At 62.4% G+C, this 18,823-nt stretch carries 21 protein-coding genes; 6 read left to right on the top strand and 15 right to left on the bottom strand.

The window, feature by feature from the left end:
• Positions 1-472: SLC13 family permease (locus ACREXZ_RS25815; protein WP_431766960.1), on the bottom strand; the 472-nt coding region annotated here is incomplete at its 3' end.
• 125 nt (positions 473-597) lie between these two features.
• Complete coding sequence (locus tag ACREXZ_RS25810) at positions 598-993, bottom strand: cupin domain-containing protein (RefSeq protein WP_431766959.1); 396 nt, start codon at positions 991-993, stop codon at positions 598-600.
• Positions 994-1,109: 116 nt separating this feature from the next.
• Between ACREXZ_RS25810 and ACREXZ_RS25805 the strand changes: the two genes are divergently transcribed.
• Both ACREXZ_RS25805 and ACREXZ_RS25800 read left to right on the top strand, forming a co-directional pair.
• Positions 1,110-2,021, top strand: a complete 912-nt coding sequence (locus ACREXZ_RS25805) for a LysR family transcriptional regulator (RefSeq protein ID WP_431766958.1) — start codon at positions 1,110-1,112, stop codon at positions 2,019-2,021.
• Positions 2,022-2,036: 15 nt separating this feature from the next.
• Positions 2,037-2,546 (top strand): DUF1697 domain-containing protein, encoded by a 510-nt coding sequence (locus ACREXZ_RS25800; RefSeq protein ID WP_431766957.1) that lies wholly within the window; start codon positions 2,037-2,039, stop codon positions 2,544-2,546.
• Positions 2,547-2,708: 162 nt separating this feature from the next.
• On the opposite strand, the gene ACREXZ_RS25795 is transcribed toward ACREXZ_RS25800, so the two are convergent.
• The 3 genes from ACREXZ_RS25795 to ACREXZ_RS25785 all read right to left on the bottom strand — a co-directional run bounded on the left by ACREXZ_RS25795 (position 2,709) and on the right by ACREXZ_RS25785 (position 4,812).
• Complete coding sequence (locus tag ACREXZ_RS25795; protein ID WP_431766966.1) at positions 2,709-3,251, bottom strand: SDR family NAD(P)-dependent oxidoreductase; 543 nt, start codon at positions 3,249-3,251, stop codon at positions 2,709-2,711.
• The gene (locus tag ACREXZ_RS25790) at positions 3,247-3,762 is read right to left on the bottom strand and encodes a hypothetical protein (protein ID WP_431766956.1); all 516 of its coding nucleotides are present in this window, start codon (positions 3,760-3,762) and stop codon (positions 3,247-3,249) included. The genes ACREXZ_RS25795 and ACREXZ_RS25790 overlap by 5 nt, the downstream gene beginning before the upstream one ends.
• Positions 3,763-3,954: 192 nt before the next feature.
• Positions 3,955-4,812, bottom strand: a complete 858-nt coding sequence (locus ACREXZ_RS25785; protein WP_431766955.1) for a LysR family transcriptional regulator — start codon at positions 4,810-4,812, stop codon at positions 3,955-3,957.
• A gap of 176 nt (positions 4,813-4,988) precedes the next feature.
• On the opposite strand from ACREXZ_RS25785, the gene ACREXZ_RS25780 reads away from it, so the two are divergent.
• Complete coding sequence (locus tag ACREXZ_RS25780) at positions 4,989-6,296, top strand: aspartate aminotransferase family protein (RefSeq protein ID WP_431766954.1); 1,308 nt, start codon at positions 4,989-4,991, stop codon at positions 6,294-6,296.
• Positions 6,297-6,347: 51 nt separating this feature from the next.
• Here the strand turns inward: ACREXZ_RS25780 and ACREXZ_RS25775 are convergent, their stop codons facing one another.
• From ACREXZ_RS25775 to ACREXZ_RS25750, 6 genes are read right to left on the bottom strand one after another with little or no spacing between them, the layout of a single operon-like run.
• Positions 6,348-7,610, bottom strand: coding sequence for an MFS transporter (locus ACREXZ_RS25775; RefSeq protein ID WP_431766953.1), 1,263 nt, complete (start codon positions 7,608-7,610; stop codon positions 6,348-6,350).
• Complete coding sequence (gene arsH / locus ACREXZ_RS25770) at positions 7,579-8,343, bottom strand: arsenical resistance protein ArsH (protein ID WP_431766952.1); 765 nt, start codon at positions 8,341-8,343, stop codon at positions 7,579-7,581. The genes ACREXZ_RS25775 and arsH overlap by 32 nt, the downstream gene beginning before the upstream one ends.
• Positions 8,343-8,765 (bottom strand): arsenate reductase (glutaredoxin), encoded by a 423-nt coding sequence (arsC, locus tag ACREXZ_RS25765; RefSeq protein WP_431766951.1) that lies wholly within the window; start codon positions 8,763-8,765, stop codon positions 8,343-8,345. Before arsC ends, arsH begins: the two co-directional genes overlap by 1 nt.
• Positions 8,762-9,856 (bottom strand): ACR3 family arsenite efflux transporter, encoded by a 1,095-nt coding sequence (arsB, locus tag ACREXZ_RS25760; protein WP_431766950.1) that lies wholly within the window; start codon positions 9,854-9,856, stop codon positions 8,762-8,764. The genes arsC and arsB overlap by 4 nt, the downstream gene beginning before the upstream one ends.
• Positions 9,843-9,971: a hypothetical protein gene (locus ACREXZ_RS25755; protein ID WP_431766949.1), complete on the bottom strand. Its 129-nt coding sequence runs from the start codon at positions 9,969-9,971 to the stop codon at positions 9,843-9,845. Before ACREXZ_RS25755 ends, arsB begins: the two co-directional genes overlap by 14 nt.
• The gene (locus ACREXZ_RS25750; protein WP_431766948.1) at positions 9,968-10,300 is read right to left on the bottom strand and encodes an ArsR/SmtB family transcription factor; all 333 of its coding nucleotides are present in this window, start codon (positions 10,298-10,300) and stop codon (positions 9,968-9,970) included. Before ACREXZ_RS25750 ends, ACREXZ_RS25755 begins: the two co-directional genes overlap by 4 nt.
• A 201-nt stretch (positions 10,301-10,501) precedes the next feature.
• Between ACREXZ_RS25750 and ACREXZ_RS25745 the strand changes: the two genes are divergently transcribed.
• Positions 10,502-11,038, top strand: coding sequence for an arsinothricin resistance N-acetyltransferase ArsN1 family B (locus ACREXZ_RS25745; RefSeq protein WP_431766947.1), 537 nt, complete (start codon positions 10,502-10,504; stop codon positions 11,036-11,038).
• Between the two features lie 108 nt (positions 11,039-11,146).
• On the opposite strand, the gene ACREXZ_RS25740 is transcribed toward ACREXZ_RS25745, so the two are convergent.
• On the bottom strand, positions 11,147-11,581 hold the full coding sequence (locus tag ACREXZ_RS25740) for a VOC family protein (protein ID WP_431766946.1): 435 nt from the start codon (positions 11,579-11,581) through the stop codon (positions 11,147-11,149).
• A 135-nt stretch (positions 11,582-11,716) separates the two neighbouring features.
• Here ACREXZ_RS25740 and ACREXZ_RS25735 point away from each other — a divergent pair, with 135 nt between their 5' ends.
• Together ACREXZ_RS25735 and ACREXZ_RS25730 are read left to right on the top strand one after the other, a co-directional pair.
• Complete coding sequence (locus ACREXZ_RS25735; RefSeq protein ID WP_431766945.1) at positions 11,717-12,637, top strand: LysR family transcriptional regulator; 921 nt, start codon at positions 11,717-11,719, stop codon at positions 12,635-12,637.
• A gap of 604 nt (positions 12,638-13,241) precedes the next feature.
• The gene (locus ACREXZ_RS25730; protein WP_431766944.1) at positions 13,242-14,006 is read left to right on the top strand and encodes an ankyrin repeat domain-containing protein; all 765 of its coding nucleotides are present in this window, start codon (positions 13,242-13,244) and stop codon (positions 14,004-14,006) included.
• A 282-nt stretch (positions 14,007-14,288) separates the two neighbouring features.
• On the opposite strand, the gene gnd is transcribed toward ACREXZ_RS25730, so the two are convergent.
• From gnd to rhaS, 3 genes are all read right to left on the bottom strand, one after another.
• Positions 14,289-15,272, bottom strand: a complete 984-nt coding sequence (gene gnd / locus ACREXZ_RS25725) for a phosphogluconate dehydrogenase (NAD(+)-dependent, decarboxylating) (RefSeq protein ID WP_431766943.1) — start codon at positions 15,270-15,272, stop codon at positions 14,289-14,291.
• 67 nt (positions 15,273-15,339) lie between these two features.
• A complete protein-coding gene (tkt, locus tag ACREXZ_RS25720) occupies positions 15,340-17,436 on the bottom strand; it encodes a transketolase (RefSeq protein WP_431766942.1) in 2,097 nt (698 codons plus the stop codon).
• Between the two features lie 366 nt (positions 17,437-17,802).
• Positions 17,803-18,810, bottom strand: coding sequence for a rhamnose ABC transporter substrate-binding protein (gene rhaS, locus ACREXZ_RS25715; protein ID WP_431766941.1), 1,008 nt, complete (start codon positions 18,808-18,810; stop codon positions 17,803-17,805).
• Positions 18,811-18,823: the final 13 nt, after the last annotated feature.

Below are 18,823 nucleotides of genomic sequence, written 5' to 3'. Positions count from 1 at the left end.
TCACACCGGTCCACGGCATGAAGTTGACGCCCGCAGCCAGCGCCGCCATGCAGGTCAGCAGGCGCTTGTCCATCTTGAGGCGATCGAAGACCGGCAGCATCGCGGGAACCGTGATCAGAAAGCACACCGCGCCGGAGCCATCGAGATGAATCAGGAGTGCGAGCAGCGCGGTGCCGGTCAGGATTCGCGTGGGCCGTCCGCGCATCATCAGCAGGATGCGGTTGATGATCGGGTCGAGCATGCCGGCGTCGGTGACGATGCCGAAGAACACGATCGCGAAGATGAACATCCCGACCACCGACGACACGCTCTCGATGCCCTTCACGATGAAGGCAGCCGTTCGCAAGCCAAAACCGCTGACGAGCGCGGCAACGATCGGCACGGTGATCAGCGCGGCGAGCGGCGACATCCGCTTCGTCAGGATGAGCGTGAGCAGCGTCAATACCGCGATAAGTCCGGTCAAGGCCAGCATGATGTCTCCTGCAGATGCTTTTTTATGTCGGGCGGTCAGCTGCTTCTTTTGCGCTGATCCATTTCTTTTCGGGCAATGCGGTGCAACTGCGGCAATGCTTTCGCAACCGGTTTGGCGCGTGAAATTCAGGTGGCATCCGTTGCGCGGATCACGCGCTCCGGGGATTCCTCGTAGGGCGGCGAGTAGATCACGAGAATTTTGGCGGGCTCGTCGCTGACGACCGTAAAGACATGCATCAGATCGGGCGGGAAAAAGCAGCAATCGCCCGGTCCGAGTTCGCAACGCTGACCGTCGACTTCGGCGACAGCGCGGCCTTCGAGCATGTAGCAAACCTGTTCGATGCCGGGGTGAGCATGCGGCAGTGCGCCCTTGCCTTTCTCGATGGTGCCGTGCAGCACCTCAAGCTGTCTTGCACCGACCGTCTCGCGGCCGATGATCCGCCGGTTTAGCGTGCCGACGTGATTGGCCGGGTGATATCCCGGCACATCGGAAAGACGAATGAAACAGGTTTTCTGTGCCATAGACGACGAAGCTCATCCCGGTTGCTGACATGGGTGTCCGAGATCAAAGATTGCTATCGTTCGTCAGACTCGTCCAATATGTATTATGTGCACTTTGATACACGGTTTGTCTCACCATGATTCCCGCCCGTCTTCTCAATCAGTTCATTGCCGTCGCTGAAGAGCTTCATTTCGGCCGCGCGGCGGAGCGTCTGAATATGGCGCAGCCGCCGCTCAGCCAGGCCATCAGGAAGCTCGAGGAACTCGTCGGCGTCACCTTGCTGACGCGTTCGAAGCATTTCGTTGCGCTCACGCCGGCGGGGCGCGCGTTTCTCTCCGAAGCCCGTGAATTGCTGGCGCACGGTCAACGCGCCATCGACACTGCGCGACGTGCCAGTAAGGGCGGTGCGGGACGCATCTCGATCGGCTTCGTGGGCTCGGTCAGCTATGAATTGCTGCCGAGAGTGCTGCGCGAGTTCAAGGACAGCTTTCCAGCCATTCACGTTGATCTGCGGGAATTGACGTCGAAAGAGCAGATCGAGAGCCTGCATGCGCGCAAGATCGATCTGGGTATCGTTCGCCTGCCGTTGGCCAATGCGGCGGATATTGCGTTTCGCACGATCGAAGTGGAGCGGTTCGTCGCCGTGTTGCCGCGCAATCACCGCCTTGCCAGAGCCCGAAAACTTCTGTTGAAGGATCTGTCCGGCGAGTCGTTCATGGCCTTCCCGCCCGACCGGATTCCGAGTCTTCACGCCAAGTTCCTGATGGCCTGCGAGCAGTCGGGATTCAGTCCGCACATCGCGCTGGAGGCATGGCAGATGTCGAGCATGGTGAGCCTGGTGGCCGCGGGAATGGGTGTCGTATTGCTCCCGGCACAGGTGCGCACCAGTCCGCATCACGGTGTCGTCTACAAGGAACTGGATGACCGGTCAGAGCACGTCGAACTGAAGATTGCGATGGCCTGGCGTCCCGACGACATGTCGTCCGAGGTACAGTCAATGCTCGCGATGCCATGCAGCCAGGCATTTGCCGTGCGCCGCAAGCGCTAACCCGATCTTCCGCCCATGACCACTTACATCGCCCTTCTTCGCGCCGTCAACGTCGGCGGCACCGGCAAGCTGCCGATGGCCGAGCTGCGGTCGATCTGCGAATCGATCGACTGCACCGACGTGCGCACGTATATCGCGAGCGGCAACGTCGTGTTCGCGAGCCGGTTGTCGAAGGCGGGTGTGAAAAAGAAACTCGAAGCCGCGCTCGAAGCGTGGGCCGGCAAGCCGGTCGGCGTAGCGATCCGCACTGGGCCCGAAATGGCCGCGGTGCTCGCGGCGAATCCGTTCGCATCGGCCGCGCCGAATCGCACGGTTGCGATCTTTCTCGACGGCCCACCGCCCACCGATGCGCTTGCGCACATGAACGGTCAACGCAACGAGGAAGTCGCCCTCGGCACGCACGAAATCTACGTGCACTACGGCGACGGGATGGGGAACTCGAAGCTGAAGATTCCTGCCGCGAAAGCTGGCACCGCGCGCAACATCAATACGATCGCGACGCTTGCCGAATGGGCTGCAGAATGAACGCTTAGACTCGCTAACAAAACCTGTCATCCGGAAGCGAGGGGTAAACGTTTGAGGCTGGATGACAAGACAGCGAATCAGTGATGCGTTGTGGAAAGCGCTTGAGCTATCGCTGCCCGGGCGGCGATGTTCGCCCGGTGGCAAAACGATGTTGATCCCGATTCAAAAGACCATCCCGCCAGCGACATCGATCGTGCTGCCGGTCACCCAGCCGGCGTCATCCGAGACAGCGTAGGAGACTGCGGCTGCGATGTCCTTCGGCTTGCCCACCCGGCCAAGCGGCGTTTTGGCGATGAAGTACTCGTCCATTCCTTTTGCCGACTCGGCATTGCCCTCGGTGTGGACGAAGCCCGGCGCGATGCCCACTACGCGGATGCCGCGTGGGCCAAGTTCCATCCCGAGCGAGCGGGTCAACGTGTTCACTGCGCCCTTGGTGGCGCAATAGACATGAACCATCGCATAGGGACTGTTGGCAAGGCCTGAACTGATGTTGACGACGACGCCGCCGGCAGTCATAACACGAGCCGCAGCCTGGGTGGTCAGGAGCAGGCCGCGTACGTTCAGGTTGAAGTGCTCGTCGAAGCTTTCGGCTGTTAGCGTATCAAGCGAATCCACTTTGTAGACACCCGCGTTGTTGACGAGGATGTCAAGCTTGCCGAACGCCTGGAGGGCAGATGAGCATGTAACCGCGGCGCTTTCGCTAATGAGGCTTCACAGCCAGCATCTGGTGAATCGCTTCCTTGTGCGACTGATAAAACGCCATGTTCGCAGGGCTCACGTCCTTCGAGGCACCCATCCGCTTTGCGATCTCCGGATTCGCGCTCCTCATGTCCTGCAGCCGCGCACTCCCCAACACGATACTGCCCAGCACGGCCTGCCGCGCGGTCAGACCATGCCGTTGCAGAATCGCCATTTCGCCGGGTGACTGTTCGACGCTGGCTGTGAGCGTATCGATCGTGGATGCCCCGGCCGACGTCTTTTTGGGTGTTTGAACCGGTTGCGCGCTGTGACCTTGCGCATGAACTTCCTGGCTGGCGGCCGCATAGCGTTGCAGAAAATCTTCCGTCAACGTGAAGTGCTGGACTTCGTCCTGCTCGGCCGGCGTGAATGCGCGCGCCGCCGGCGAACCCAGCATCCCCATGCATAGCAGCAGTGCCCACAGTGGAAATCTTGCGCTACGGGTCCATCCATTCAATCGTTCAGATATCCTGCTCATGCCGTTCCCTCCGGACAGGTGCGTGAATGAGCCCTTCACCCGGGAAATCGCATGAAGAGCCGTTAGACAGGCGCGCGACTTTTCGACGCGCGGCATGTGTCAAACGGCGCAACCCTTTTTATTTGTAATGAAACCACTGGCGTTTGGGCATATTTCGGCCGCATGCGAGGCCTTGCCGCGCTGAAGCAGCACTCAAGCCGCACTCAGCGCCCCAACCAGCAACGCCTTCAGACTCCCCACCAGCAGCGAGTCGCCGCTGCCGTGCGACGACGCAACCGCGACACCGAGCACAGGTAGCGGCGGCAACCCCGCCTCGCCGTCGAGAATCAGCAGATCGGCGGGCACCGCGCCTTCGGCCAGCACCGCGATCGCGATGCCCGCGCGGACCATCGCGAGCAGACCGTCCTTGCTCGCGCTCTCGCATGCGACGTGATACGCGATGCCCGCGCCATCGAGCGCACGCCGCGCCGCCTGATGATCGAGCGTGTCGGGCTCGGACAGCGCAAGCGCAAGCGATCCGTCGCGCTCCGCAGCGTGTGCGTGCGCGCCGACCCATACGAGCTTTTCATGACGCACGGCCGTTTCGCCGTCATCGCCGGGCGCAAGCGAGATCAGCGCGAGATCGATGCGCTTGTCGCGCAGCATCCGGCGCAGGTGCGTGGTCGGTGCGCACACCAGATGCACCGCGACGCGCGGATGGCGTGCGGCGATCTCGCGCAGCAGCACGGGAAGAAACGCGATGCAGTAATCGTCCGGGCAACCGAGGCGAATCGCGCCGGCGAGACTGCGGCCGGTCAGTTCGGCGAGCGCCGCGTCGTGAATGCGCAGTAGTTCGCGTGCGTGACGCAGCAGCGTTTCACCGCGCGCGGTCAGCTCGACGCCGCGCACCGTGCGCAGCAGCACCTCGCCGCCGGTGATTTCCTCGATGCGCCGCACCTGCATGCTGATCGCGGACTGTGTGCGTCCAACCTCGGTCGCGGTGCGCGTGAGCGAACGCGTATCGGCGATCGTGACGAAGGTTCTAAGCAGATCGATATCGAGGTGGGCCATGTCTTCAGGGAAAAGCGCGTAGCAGCAACTAAGGCCGCATCAAGGCCGTAAATGGCAGCCATCAACAGTATTCGTTTCCAGCGGCGCGGCGTTCCGTTCTAGCATCGGGGCATGCGGGCGCTTCTGTCAAAAGCTCCCCAAACTTCAGTACAACCCTCGCATCGGGAACCTCCCTCATGACCGTCCTGTCCGATACCGCCTTCTGGTCCGCCGCGCAGCGCCATCTGATCCGCTACGGCGGTTCATTCTCGCCCGTCATTATCGAACGCGCCAGCGGTTCGTACATGGTCGATTCGACCGGCCGTCAGATCCTCGATTTCACGTCCGGCCAGATGAGCGCCGTGCTCGGCCATGCGCATCCGGAGATCGCCGAAGTCATCGCGCACAGCGCACGCGAACTCACGCACCTGTTCAGCGGCATGCTGTCGCGGCCCGTCGTCGATCTCGCGATACGCCTCGCCGATATCGCACCCGCCGGCCTCGATCGCTCGCTGTTGCTCAGCACCGGCGCCGAAGCGAACGAGGCGGCGATCCGGATGGCGAAGCTCGTCACCGGCAAGTACGAAGTCGTGAGCTTCGCGCGCTCGTGGCACGGGATGACGGGTGCTGCCGCATCGTCGACCTACAGCGCGGCACGCGCGGGCTACGGGCCGGCTGCGGTCGGTTCGTTCGCGATTCCCGCGCCCTACCCGTACCGTCCCGCGTTCGAACGCAACGGTCGCTACGACTGGAGCGCCGAGCTCGACTATGCATTCGATCTGCTCGACCGCCAGTCGTCGGGCAGTCTCGCCGCGTTTATCGCGGAGCCGATTCTCAGCTCGGGCGGCCTGATTCCGCTGCCCGAAGGCTATCTGCGCGCGCTGCAACGCAAATGCGCGGAGCGCGGCATGCTGCTGATCGTCGACGAGGCGCAGACAGGGATCGGCCGCACCGGCCTGATGTTCGCGTGCGAGCGCGACGGCGTGACGCCCGACATCCTCACGCTGTCGAAGACGCTCGGTGCGGGCATTCCGCTGTCGGCCGTGCTGACGACCAGCGCGATCGAAGAACGCGCGCACGACAACGGCTTCCTGTTCTATACGACGCACGTGTCGGACCCGCTGCCGGCGGCGGTCGGTGTGAAGGTGATCGAGATCGTGCAGCGCGATGGTCTCGTCGAGCGCGCGAACCAGGCGGGTTCGCGGCTGCGGCAAGGGCTCGTCGAGTTGCAGCAGCGCCATCGCTGCATCGGCGACGTGCGCGGCGAAGGGCTGCTGCTCGGCATCGAGATCGTCGCGGACAAGGACAGCAAGGCGCCCGCGCCGGAACTGTCCGCCGCGATCACCGCGCGCTGTCTTGAACTCGGACTGCACATGAACATCGTGCAACTGAAGGGAATGAGCGACGTGTTCCGGCTCGCGCCGCCGCTGACGATCAGCGACGCCGAAATCGATCAGGCGCTCGACATGCTGCATCGAAGTATCGCGGATAGTCTGCGGCGCTGAGCTTCACATACGCGCGGTTTGTCGGGTGAGACGGAAAGCAAAGCTGGACGCTCACTCGAAATTGGCCTGACGCCCACCGAATTTCCTCTCCGAAGTGAAGCGCATCGCGAGAATGAACGCAACGGCCGAAATCAGCGAAACCAGCAGCACGGTCCATTCGACCGCCACATAACTGCCGCCAATCGTCCAGATTGCCGCTGCCGTGATCGGTGCAATGCCCTTGGCAACGTTCGACGGCATCGAAAGCAATCCGCTCACGGCTCCGTAACCTTCTGTCCACATCACATCCTGCACGATCGTTCCGCGCAGGATCGTCATCATGCCGTTTGCACCGCCGTAGACGATCGCGAACAGGATCAGCCATGCCGGCGACGTGCCGGCGATCATGAGAACGACTACCGACATCGGAAACGCCGCTGTAATCACGACACCGATGACAGCCGGTCGAACGTTGCGGCCAAGCGTGAACCACAGCACGCGCGCGAGCACCTGCGCCGGACCGATAACCGCCATCGTCGTCAGGATCAGTGCCGGCGACGCCCGCCGTTCTGTCATCAGCGGAACGAGGTGGAAAGTGAGCGCCGCAAATGTCGCATAGTAGGCCGTGAAGCACATCGCGAGTGCCCAGAACGCCGGTGTCCGCAAGGCACGTCGGGTTGCCGCCGCGTTGACTGCCCGTGACGCGACCTCGTGACCCGAACGGTCTTCGCGCGGCGCATCGCGGCGGATGGCGAAAACATGAACCGGAAGGCAGACCGCCAGGTTGCCTGCAGCAAGCGTGAGCAACGCGCCGCGCCAGCCGAACCCGTCGACAAGAACCTGTGTCAGGGGAATAAAAACCGTGCTGGCAAAGCCTGCTACCAGCGTGATCAACGTGATCTTCGTGCGGAAGGTGCCCGGAAAATCCCGTGTGATTACCGCGAACACAGGATCGTAAAGCGTCGCCGCCATGGCGACACCCAGGCCGGCCCAGACGACGAACAACATCGCGAGGCTATGCGCCTGTGACCACAACGCGAGCATCGCCGCAGCCAGCACGGTCCCACAGACCATGACGTGCCGGCCGTGGCCGCGATCAATCCAGGTCCCCATGGGATAGGCCGCGAGTCCGGAGATCAGGAGGCCCATGGAGAGTGCTCCGTTGGTCGCGGTCCGGCTCCATCCCATCGCGGTTTCCATCGGAACGACGAAAAGGGAGAACGCGTAATAGATCGAACCCCAGGAGACGAGCTGCGCAACGGCGAGCGCCCATGTTGCAACCATGCCGCGTGGGCTGTCGCCGTCACTCGGTTTCGCTGTCGTCGGAGTCGGCATTGGCCGCTAGCGCCTCATGGTTCATGGCGGCGTCCGCCAGCGACGTTGCAAGTTCCGGCCGCGCTTCCTTGCGCTCGCTGTAGCGATCGGTCAGGTAGTCCGATCGGTCACGTACCAGCAGCGTGAACTTGTACAGTTCTTCCATCACGTCGACGATGCGATCGTAAAAGGCCGAGGGCTTCATCCGGCCATCGGTGTCGAACTCCTGCCAGGCCTTCGCCACCGATGACTGGTTCGGAATGGTCACCATACGCATCCACCGACCGAGAACCCGCAGCGCATTCACGGCGTTGAACGATTGCGACCCGCCGCTTACCTGCATGACCGCGAGCGTGCGACCTTGAGTGGGGCGAACACCGCCAATTTCGAGCGGCAACCAGTCGATCTGGTTTTTGAAAACGGCCGTCAGGGTTCCATGACGCTCCGGGCTGCACCATACCTGCCCCTCGGACCACTCAGACAGTTTGCGCAGTTCGACCACCTTCGGATGATCGGCCGGGACGCTGTCTGCGAGCGGCAGGCCATCCGGGTCAAAAACCCGGGTTTCCGCGCCGAAATGGCGCAGGATGCGTTCGGATTCGAGAGTGAGAAGCCGGCTGTACGACGTGGGACGCAGCGAGCCGTAGAGCAGCAGGATGCGCGGCGCGTGCGGTGAAACTGCGCCGGGTTCGAGCTTCTGCAGATCCGGTGTGTCCAGGTGCGATGCGCTGACGTTCGGCAGGTCGTGCAGCATTACCGAACCCTCCGGCCATCGGCGTCGATGACAACCTCACCGTCTTCCTTGACGAACGGTCCCTGCTGCGCCGCGGGCAAGATGTCGATCACGCGTTCCGACGGTCGGCAAAGTCGTACACCGAGCGGCGTAATCACAAGAGGACGGTTGAGGAGGATGGGATGATGTTCGATCGCGTCCAGCAACTGCTCATCCGTGAGCGTCGGATCCGCGAGCCCCAGTTCAGCGTAGGGCGTACCCTTTTCGCGCAGAACGTCACGAACGGTCAGGCCTGCACGTGCCAGCAAATCTATCAGCGTCGTGCGCTCCGGTGGGGTCTTCAGGTATTCGACGATCGTGGGCTCGATGCCAGCGTTGCGAATCATCGCGAGTGTGTTGCGCGAGGTCCCGCAGTCCGGGTTGTGATAGATGGTGACGCTCATACGCGTTGTCCCTGTTTGACGTCTGTCGAGTCGTACCAGCGCTGCGAGCGATTCACGATCGCGACAACCGCCAGCATGACGGGCACCTCGATCAGAACGCCGACTACGGTCGCCAGCGCTGCTCCGGAATGGAAGCCGAAGAGGCTGATGGCCGTCGCCACCGCCAGCTCGAAGAAATTGCTGGCGCCGATCAGCGACGACGGGCCCGCCACGCAGTGCTCAACATTCAGCCGTCGGTTGAGCAGATAGGCTAACCCCGAGTTGAAGAACACCTGGATCAGGATCGGCACGGCCAGCATGACGATCACCAGCGGTTCCCGAACGATGGCCTGCCCCTGGAAGGCAAACAGAAGCACCAGCGTTGCGAGCAGAGCACCGATCGACCATGGGCCGAACCGGGACACCACTCGCCGGAAATGCGCCTCGCCATTCGCGAGCAGGCGCCGGCGCAGTGCCTGCGCAAGTACCACCGGGATCAGGATGTATAGCGCAACCGAAATGATCAGCGTGTTCCAGGGCACCGTAATGGACGACAACCCCAGCAGCAGCGCGACCAGCGGCGCGAAAGCCACAATCATGATCGCGTCGTTCAGCGCGACCTGCGATAGCGTGAAGTACGGGTCGCCCTTGCACAGTTGCGACCAGACGAACACCATCGCCGTGCATGGCGCAGCGGCCAGGAGGATCAGGCCGGCCACATAACTGTCGAGCTGGTCCGCGGGAAGCCACGGCGCAAACACGTGCCGAATGAACACCCACCCGAGCAACGCCATCGAAAACGGCTTGACGAGCCAGTTCACGATCAGCGTCACGCCGATGCCGCGCCAGTGCCGGCCGACCTGCCCCATCGACGTGAAATCGATCTTGATCAGCATCGGGACGATCATGATCCAGATGAGTACGCCAACAGGCAGATTCACCTGCGCTACCTCGACCCGGCCGATGGTCTGAAAGACGTTGGGCAGCGCTTGTCCGAGAAGCACGCCTGCCACGATGCAGAGCGCGACCCATACCGTCAGGTATCGCTCGAAGAAGCCGATGGCGGGTCTTGCGCCACCGGCCAGCGTATCGGTGGTATCAGTGCTGCTCATCCGATTCCTCGAACGGACGCTCGCCGATCGCGCGCATCTCTCGCTGGATCGCGTTTCGGTCCAGCGCATGCCGCGGCAGATTCACGACGGCAACGTGCAGGCGCATACGCTTCATGGCGCATCTCCGCAGCAGTCGGAAACGCTGCTCGCGGCGCAGGGGGTGCCGGCGCAGCAGTTCTCCGTGAGAAACCCGATCAGGCCCGTCATCGCATCGAAATTCGCTGTGTAGAAGATGAAGCGTCCCTCCTGCCGCGACTTCACCAGGTCGGCGTGCGACAGATCCTTCAAATGGAAGGACAGGCTCGAAGGAGACAGCCCCAGTTGCTGGGCAATTTCCCCGGCAGCTTTGCCGTCTGGTCCTGCTACGACCAGCAGGCGAAAGATTGCAAGGCGCGATTCGTGGGCCAGCGCGCTCAGCGCGCGTACAACGAGGTTTGAGTCCATGGCCGAACGATACTTCAATCATTTCAACATTTCAAGTTTTGTTGAAATGTAGAGGAGGCGACTGTTTTTGAGGAGACCTGCAGCGCTGCTCGTTGCGTGGATGGACGGTTGGCGACGCACTTCCTGCAATGGCGTCGATGTGCTATCTGTTCCGGTGACGACGCGCCCGCGCGTTCTCTCCCTCTTCGACCAAACGTACTTATGACACTGCGCCTTGCTACGCCGGACGACGCCGGGCAGATCGCCGATATCTACGCGCCGGTCGTGATCAATACGGCCATTTCATTTGAGCTGGAGCCACCCACCGTCGAGGAAATGAGATCGCGCATCGTGGGCACCCTGCAATGCTTGCCGTGGCTGGTCAGCCTCGATATCGACGACCGGATTAACGGCTACGCCTATGCGAGCAGGCATCGCGAACGTGCGGCCTATCAGTGGTCGGTCGACACAACAGCCTACGTGCGGGAGGATTGCCGCGGCCAGGGCGTCGGACGATCGCTTTATGCGGCACTCTTTGACGCGCTGGTCACCCTCGGTTATTTCCAGGCGTTTGCGGGTATCGCGCTTCCCAATGCGGCGAGCGTCGGTCTGCACGAGGCAATGGGATTTGAGCCGCTCGGCGTATTCCGTCGTGTTGGATTCAAGCTTGGCGACTGGCGTGACGTGGGTTGGTGGCAAAAAGAGTTGCAGCCTGCGACGCCTGACCCGACACCGCCTCGCCGTGTGGATCGTCCGTGAACGTGTTGCGATGTCGTAGAGACAGGCTCATGAGCACGACGTTACCGAATTTCATTTCAGCGTAGAAGGAGCCTGTTATGCCGCAGCGAAGCCAGGCCCCTGCGGCGCTTACTTCGCGAACAGCGAAGCGGGATTCGCGAACGCCTTGATCTCGACCGCGTTGCCCGACGGATCGAGGAAGAACATCGTCGCCTGTTCGCCGACCTCACCCTTGAAGCGGACGTGCGGTTCGATCACGAATGCGACGCCCGCGGCTTTCAGCCGATCTGCAAGCGTCTGCCATTGCGGCACCGACAGCACGACGCCGAAATGACGCACCGGCACCGCGTCGCCGTCGACGGCGCTCGTCGAACGATGCCCCGCTTCATCGGGCGCGAGATGCGCGACGATCTGATGCCCGTAGAAATCGAAGTCCACCCATGCTTCCGAGCTGCGACCTTCCGGGCAACCGAGCAGGTCGCCATAGAACTCGCGCGCGGCGGCAAGACTGTGGACCGGAAAAGCCAGATGGAACGGCGGAATGACGGCGGCGGTTTCGCTCATGACGAATATCCTGAAAGCTGACAGTGGGAAGGTGCGGGTTTCAATGCACCCAGTGTTGCCAGTTTAGGCATGACTAAAATTGCTGAAAAGCGATATATTTTCGATCTGACCTCCAACAAAATCGATCGATTGCTCATGCTCCGCGAACTCAAAACCTTCGTCGCCGTCGCGCAGCACGGCACCTTCGCCGCGGCCGGCGAGCACATCGGGCTCACGCAATCCGCGGTCAGCGCGCAGATGCAGCGGCTCGAAAAACATCTCGGTTTCGTGCTGTTCGAGCGCACCGGCCGCTCGGCAACGCTCAACGATGCGGGCCGCGAAACGCTCGCGCTCGCCGACGACCTGCTCGCGCTGTACGCGCGTCTGGGGCGCGACGGCGGCGCCGAGCCGGGTGGCACGCTGAACGTCGGCGCGATCGCGTCGGTACAAGGCTCGTTTCTCGCCGATGCGCTCGTGCGTTTTCGCAGCGCGTCGCCGGGCTGGCGTGTGCGGGTGGTCCCGGGGGTGTCGCTGAACCTGCTCGGTCAGATCAATGGAGGCGAAGTCGAACTCGCGGCGATCATCAAACCGCCCTTCTCGCTGCCGCCGGAACTCGAAGTCCGCACGCTCGCGCGCGAACCGTTCGTGCTGCTCGTGCCGTCGAAGCTCGCGCGGCGACCGTGGCGCGAACTGCTCGCCTCCGAATCGTTCATCCGCTACGACCGGCGTTCGTTCGGCGGCGGTCAGGTAGAGCGCTTTCTGCGCCGGTTGCGTGTGAACGTCGCCGACGCGATCGAACTCGACGAACTGCAGGGCATCGCGCAACTCGTCGCGCGCGGTCTCGGCGTCGCGCTCGTGCCGCTGACCGCGGGACCGGCTACGCTCCCACGCGGCGTCAAGGCGCTCGATCTCGGCGCCGATACGTTCACGCGCGAGATCGTGCTGGTCGAACGCCGGCGACGCCATGCGCAGGCGGCAGCGAGCCGGCTCGGCGACTGCATCGTCGACGCGGCGCAGGCTGCCGCACCGCGAGCGAGGCCCGCGGCGCGCGCGACCTCACGACCGGGTCGTCGCTGATGGATCAATAAAAGAACCTGATAGAGCGTGTCAGATGGCATGGACACCTACCCCGGGCTTGCGACGCGATGGTTGTACGTGATCATGCCTGTATCTCTCGCGCCGCAAATTCGCGACGTTCTCCAAAAAAGATCGCCCCTTGTGACGAGGATTGGTGTTTCGACTTGCTGCCAACGATCACCTTGACCCGACTCCTCTTCGCATGCGATGGCGAATCTTCGCGTGAAGCAATGAGTTTGCCGTTGCCGGTTGGTAAATTCGTTCTTCCTGTTGTGTAGAGTACCAAGACATGCCGAGTCCTTCCATTCGCTCCCTTTCTCCTTCCCGCACTGAGCAGAAGACGGATGTCAAGAGTCCTGCCCCCCCAAAGAAGGAGGCTCCGGTCACCCTTGCACCGACGCAGGATGTGCGACTGACAGCCTTACCGGTACGCCCTCACTCGCCCTCCCCGGGCGCAGCGCGTCCGCGTATTTCGCTCTCCCCGTCAATCAGGGAAACGAGTCCCGAGCGAGCGAGTCTGGGCGAAGCAACGCTGAGTCGACTCGCTGCCAGATATATTCCCGACAGTGGCCGAGCGCCGCGCGGACTGACCATGTGTGTAGGAATGTTGCGCAAGGTGTCATCACGCGCAAATCCGGCGATTGCGAAGTTGGGCAATGACCTGTTTTTGCTAACCACCATTGTGGGCAACAAGCAAGGGCCATTCAGATTCGACCGCAGTGACTACATGAAGTGTTGCGCGGACGCCGGCCCGGAGCTAAAACGGACGCTGGCAATGCATGCGCCTGAGTTCTTCGGCAATACCCCGCTAATGAATGCCTTGTTCAACGACAACGAGGATTTTTCAGTCGCACTGATTTTGCACCATCTGTCCTGCGGTATATCGCTGAATGAGGGCGACTCTCAACAAAAAACCCCTTTAATGATCTCCGCAGTCAAGGGTCAGCACGACGCATTCGGATTGCTGCTCGATCACGGGGCGAATCCAGGCCTACAGGATCAAACAGGCAATAATGTGCTTCATCTAATCTGCATGCGCGGCAATGTCACGGCTTTCGAAGCGCTAAAACGCTCCATGTCGCCGGAAGACTTTGCAGCCCTGGCTGACCGCTCTAACAATGAAGGCTACAAACCGGCCCAGTTACTGAATCCGACGCTTGAGCCCGCCTTATTCGATGATGTTAGCAAGGACGAGAGCGGACTGGATCGTTATGGAAAATTCGACAAGGAATACAGCATATGGGCAGGCAGACCTGTTACTGCCTCTTGCGATATGGATAGCAATGTCAGCCGCAATGCAGACCCGCGCACACTCCGCGAAGCGTTGGTGGCTGATCGGCGAGCGCTGGCCCAATTGATGTCCACCTGACGCACTGCTGCGACTCAGCGACACGAGCCAGCGCCTGTGCAGCAAGCTCAGCGCGCCAGTACTCGACACGCTGCTTCCGAAGATACATAGCCGCGGGCAATACCGCACAGCCCGCGACTCCATCAATGCGCTGGCGGCTTCGCTGCACGTCATCCGCTTCCGCCTGCTTGCGCTACAACATAGAAGTTTCGCTAACGGCGCACACATCCCCCCGCACTTTCAACGAACCTGTCATCGTGCCGCCCGACTTGAAGGCGGCAATAGAAGCCGCGCACCTTACCCCTACTTCTTCGGCGAAAACTCGTGATGCCCGCCGAAGCCGAAACGCATCGCCGACAGCATCCGTTCCGCGAACGATTCGTCGTCGCGCGACCGGAAGCGCGTATAGAGCGCCGCCGACAGCACCTGCGCAGGCACCGCCTCTTCGATCGCGGCTTCGATGGTCCAGCGGCCTTCACCGCTGTCCGCGACCTCGGTCGAATAGTTGTCGAGCGTGCCGTCCGTCGCGAGCGCGCCGGCCGTCAGATCGAGCAACCATGACGACACCACGCTGCCACGTCGCCACACTTCTGCGACATCCGCGAGATCGAGCGAGAAACGCTCGCTCTCCGGCAGTTCGGTCGACTCCTTGTGCTTGAGGATGTCGAAGCCTTCCGCATACGCCTGCATCAGCCCGTACTCGATGCCGTTGTGGACCATCTTCACGAAGTGGCCCGAGCCGGTCGGCCCGGTGTGCATGTAGCCGTTCTGCACGCGCGGATCGCGTCCTTCGCGGCCCGGTGTCACGGGCACGTTGCCCGCGCCCGGTGCGAGTGTCGAGAGGATCGGATCGAGGCGCTTAACGGCCACGTCGTCGCCGCCGATCATCATGCAGTAACCGCGCTCGAGTCCCCACACACCACCCGACGTGCCGACGTCCACGTAGTGAATGCCCTTCTCGTGAAAGCGCGCGGCGCGACGGATGTCGTCCTTGTAGAAGCTGTTGCCGCCGTCGATCACGATGTCGTCCGAACCGAGGATCGTGTACAGGTCGTTCAACGTGTCTTCGGTGATCTTGCCCGCGGGCAGCATCAGCCATATGACGCGCGGCGTTGCGAGCCCTTTGACGAGGCCGCCGAGATCGGCCGAGCCGGTCGCGCCTTCCTTCACGAGCGTTGCGGTGGCCTGCGGGTCGTGATCGTAGACCACGCAGGTGTGGCCGTCGCGCATCAACCGCCGTCCGATGTTGCCGCCCATCCGCCCCAAGCCCACGATACCGATCTGCATGATGCGTCTCTCCTTTTTCTCTACCTGACAGAATGGATTGATTCGACCAAACCGCTCAATCTATCGTTCACTTTGATCGCCCGACGCGCGCGAGCTGCTGCTTCGCCGCTTCATAGACGTGCTCCAGTGTGAAACCGAACTTCGCCTGCAACGCCTTCAATGGCGCCGACGCGCCGAACGTACGCATCGCGATCAGCGTGCCGAGCCGACCCGTGTAGCGGTCCCAGCCGAGCACGCCAGCCTGCTCGACCGCGACGCGCGCGTCGATGGCGGCGGGCAGTACGGACTCCTTGTACGCATCGTCCTGCTTCTCGAAGATGTCCCACGCGGGCATCGACACCACGCGCGCAGCAATGCCCTCGCTCTTCAGCTTCTCGTAGGCAGCGACGCACAACGACAATTCGCTGCCGGTCGCCATCAGGATCACGTCGGGGCGGCGGCCATCGGGCGCATCGGCGAGCACGTACGCGCCGCGTCGCACGCCGCTAGCCGGTGCGTATTTCGTGCGATCCAGGGTCGGCAACGCCTGACGCGACACGACGATGCAAGCGGGCACGCGCGGGTTCGCGAGCGCGACGCGCCACGCCTCGGCGACCTCGTTCGCGTCTCCAGGCCGCAACGTCGTGAGACCGGGCACCGCGCGCAGCGACGCGAGCTGCTCGATCGGCTGATGCGTCGGACCGTCTTCGCCGACGCCGATCGAATCGTGCGTGAACACATGCACGACGCCGATCTCCATGATTGCCGCGAGGCGGATCGGCGGCTTCATGTAGTCGCTGAAAATCAGAAACGTCGAACCGTACGGCCGTAGATTCGACAACGCGAGGCCATTCACGATCGCGCCCATCGCGTGTTCGCGAATGCCGAAGTGCAGATTGCGGCCGCCGTAGCTGTCTGCCTCGAAGCTGCCGGCGCCGTCGAACTTGAGATTGGTTTTGGTCGAAGGCGAAAGATCGGCGGCGCCGCCGATCATCCATGGAATGCGTTGCGCGATCACGTTGAGCACCTTGCCCGACGAGTCGCGCGACGCGATGCCCTTCTCGTCCGCATCGAACGACGGGATGTCGCGGTCCCAGCCTTCAGGCAACTCGTGCGCTTCGATCGTGCGGAATTCGTCGGCGAGCGCCGGGTACTTTTTCGCGTACGCATCGAAGCGGGCCTGCCATTCCTCACGTGCCCCCTTGCCGCGCGTGCCGAAGCGCTGCTGAAACTGCGCGTAAACCCCGTCGGGCACGAGAAAGCTCGAGTCCTCGGGCCAGCCGTAAAAGCGCTTCGCGAGCTTGATCTCTTCGACACCGAGCGGTTCGCCGTGCGCCGCCGACGTGTCCTGCTTGTTCGGCGCACCCCAGCCGATGATGCTCTTCACGACGATCAGTGTCGGCGCGTCGGTGTGCGATTTCGCCTGCGTGATTGCGGCTTCGAGTGCGGCCGGATCGTTAGCATCGTCGACATGCAGCGTGTGCCAGCGATAGCCGCGAAAGCGCGTCTCGACGTCGTCGCTGTACGCGAGATCGGTATGGCCTTCGATCGTCACGCGGTTGCTGTCGTAGATCCAGATCAGGTTCGACAGCTTCAGATGGCCTGCGATCGATGCCGCCTCATGCGAGATGCCTTCCATCATGTCGCCGTCGCCGCACAGCGCATACACGTGGTAATCGAACAGCTTTGCATCGGGCTGATTGAAATGCGCTTCGTACCAGCGCTCGGCCATCGCCATGCCGACGCTGTTGCCAAGCCCCTGGCCGAGCGGCCCCGTGGTGGTCTCGACGCCGGTCGTGATCCGGTATTCGGGGTGGCCCGGCGTCCTGCTGTCGAGCTGGCGAAACTGCTTGATGTCGTCGAGCGATACAGCCGGTTGACCGTTCGGCCGGCCCACTTCGTCGACGGCCTGTATGCCGGTCAGATGCAGCAGCGAATACAGCAGCATCGATGCGTGCCCGATCGACAGCACGAAGCGGTCGCGATTCGGCCATAGCGGCTGGGTCGGGTCGTAGCGCAGGTGGTTTTGCCACAGGTGATAGCCGACCGGCGCAAGCGCCATCGGCGTGCCGGGGTGGCCGGAGTTGGCTTTCTGTACCGCATCCATCGACAGCGTGCGGATCGTGTCGATACAGAGACGGTCGATATCGGTGAATGTGGCGGATCCTGCGGGGGTAGGCGACATGCTGCGACTCCTTTGCTGTGACATCGGGCAATCGACGCGGCAGGGCAACCGTGCCGGAACAAACGGAGCAATGCAGCAAGTGTAATGCCATGCGCGGCACGCGGGGGAGCGAATCGGGCAGATGGCGCGCGGCCGCGCGTGACGCCTGTCGTGCACCGGTCCACGCAATCGGCGATGCGGGTACAGGCGCGCAAAATCGACGTGGCGATGGAAAATCCTGCCGTGTATGACTGAGGCACGGCAGACGGGTTTCAATCGGCTTTCTCGCGGCTTGCAACGCCCGACAACGCACGCAAAAAAAAAGGCGCTCCGCAGAGCGCCCCTCATCACACGATGCACGACGAATCGCACATCGCAACGTGTGAACTAGAAATTGAAGTTGTCGATGTTGCTCGAATCGAACGTGGTCGGCGGTCCGAGAATGACCTCGCCCTTCGGGCCGATGGTCCGCTTGCCGAGCTTGCCCGCGTCGAACGATTCGCCTTCCTTGCCGGTGATCGTGCCCGACGCGAGATTCGCGGCCGCGTACGCGGCAAGATAGCCAAGCGCGCTCGGGTCCCACAGCTGGAACGCCTTCACGGTGCCGTTCTTGACGAACGCGCGCATCTGGTTCGGCGTGCCGAGCCCGGTCACCGCGACCTTGCCCTTGCTCGACGACGACGAGATATAGCGTGCGGCAGCCGCGATGCCGACCGTCGTCGGCGCGACGATCGCCTTCAGGTTCGGATACGCCTGCAGAAGCCCCTGGGTCTCGACGAACGACTTCTGGTCGTCGTCGTTGCCGTACGCGATTTTCACGAGCTTGATCTTCGCGTACTCCGGCTTCTTCAGTTCCTCCTGCATCCATTTGATCCACGTGTTCTGGTTCGTCGCGTTCGGCGTCGCTGACAGGATCGCGAACTCGCCCTCGCCGCCCATCAGCTTCGACACGAGCTGGATCTGCCCGCGGCCGATCCCTTCCGCGTTTGCCTGGTTCACGAAGATCTGCCGGCCGTCGGGTGCCGTGTCGGAATCGAACGTGACGACCTTGATGCCTTGTGACATCGCTTTCTTCAGATACGGCACGACCGCGTTCTCGTCGTTCGCGGCAATCACGATCGCGTTCTGCCGCTGCGTGATCAGCGTGTTGATGTACTGCACCTGCGACGACGCGCCCGCATCCGACGGCCCGACCACCTTGCCGTCGCCCTTGAATTCCTTGATCGCGGCCATCCCGCCGTCGTCGGCGATGACCTCGTACGGGTTGTTGATCTGCTTCGGCAGGAACGCGATTTTCAGGCCGTCCTTGATGCCGGCCGCGCCCGCCGTCGCGCTGATGCCGAGCAGCAGCACGCATAGCGCCGCAGTGCTCATATGACGTAGTGGTCTGAACATGAAGTGTCTCCTC

It is taken from the genome of Paraburkholderia sp., from assembly GCF_050742655.1.
GTDB lineage: Bacteria > Pseudomonadota > Gammaproteobacteria > Burkholderiales > Burkholderiaceae > Paraburkholderia.
The sequence above is the reverse complement of the archived record's forward strand: the minus strand, read 5'-3'. Positions and strand labels throughout refer to the sequence as shown.

Coding starts and splice junctions, on each gene's coding strand:
- ACREXZ_RS25810 (WP_431766959.1), bottom strand. CDS start 993: ATGGCACAGAAAACCTGTTTCATTCGTCTTTCCGATGTGCCGGGATAT.
- ACREXZ_RS25805 (WP_431766958.1), top strand. CDS start 1,110: ATGATTCCCGCCCGTCTTCTCAATCAGTTCATTGCCGTCGCTGAAGAG.
- ACREXZ_RS25800 (WP_431766957.1), top strand. CDS start 2,037: ATGACCACTTACATCGCCCTTCTTCGCGCCGTCAACGTCGGCGGCACC.
- ACREXZ_RS25790 (WP_431766956.1), bottom strand. CDS start 3,762: ATGAGCAGGATATCTGAACGATTGAATGGATGGACCCGTAGCGCAAGA.
- ACREXZ_RS25785 (WP_431766955.1), bottom strand. CDS start 4,812: ATGGCCCACCTCGATATCGATCTGCTTAGAACCTTCGTCACGATCGCC.
- ACREXZ_RS25780 (WP_431766954.1), top strand. CDS start 4,989: ATGACCGTCCTGTCCGATACCGCCTTCTGGTCCGCCGCGCAGCGCCAT.
- ACREXZ_RS25775 (WP_431766953.1), bottom strand. CDS start 7,610: ATGCCGACTCCGACGACAGCGAAACCGAGTGACGGCGACAGCCCACGC.
- arsH (WP_431766952.1), bottom strand. CDS start 8,343: ATGCTGCACGACCTGCCGAACGTCAGCGCATCGCACCTGGACACACCG.
- arsC (WP_431766951.1), bottom strand. CDS start 8,765: ATGAGCGTCACCATCTATCACAACCCGGACTGCGGGACCTCGCGCAAC.
- arsB (WP_431766950.1), bottom strand. CDS start 9,856: ATGAGCAGCACTGATACCACCGATACGCTGGCCGGTGGCGCAAGACCC.
- ACREXZ_RS25755 (WP_431766949.1), bottom strand. CDS start 9,971: ATGAAGCGTATGCGCCTGCACGTTGCCGTCGTGAATCTGCCGCGGCAT.
- ACREXZ_RS25750 (WP_431766948.1), bottom strand. CDS start 10,300: ATGGACTCAAACCTCGTTGTACGCGCGCTGAGCGCGCTGGCCCACGAA.
- ACREXZ_RS25745 (WP_431766947.1), top strand. CDS start 10,502: ATGACACTGCGCCTTGCTACGCCGGACGACGCCGGGCAGATCGCCGAT.
- ACREXZ_RS25740 (WP_431766946.1), bottom strand. CDS start 11,581: ATGAGCGAAACCGCCGCCGTCATTCCGCCGTTCCATCTGGCTTTTCCG.
- ACREXZ_RS25735 (WP_431766945.1), top strand. CDS start 11,717: ATGCTCCGCGAACTCAAAACCTTCGTCGCCGTCGCGCAGCACGGCACC.
- ACREXZ_RS25730 (WP_431766944.1), top strand. CDS start 13,242: ATGTTGCGCAAGGTGTCATCACGCGCAAATCCGGCGATTGCGAAGTTG.
- gnd (WP_431766943.1), bottom strand. CDS start 15,272: ATGCAGATCGGTATCGTGGGCTTGGGGCGGATGGGCGGCAACATCGGA.
- tkt (WP_431766942.1), bottom strand. CDS start 17,436: ATGTCGCCTACCCCCGCAGGATCCGCCACATTCACCGATATCGACCGT.
- rhaS (WP_431766941.1), bottom strand. CDS start 18,810: ATGTTCAGACCACTACGTCATATGAGCACTGCGGCGCTATGCGTGCTG.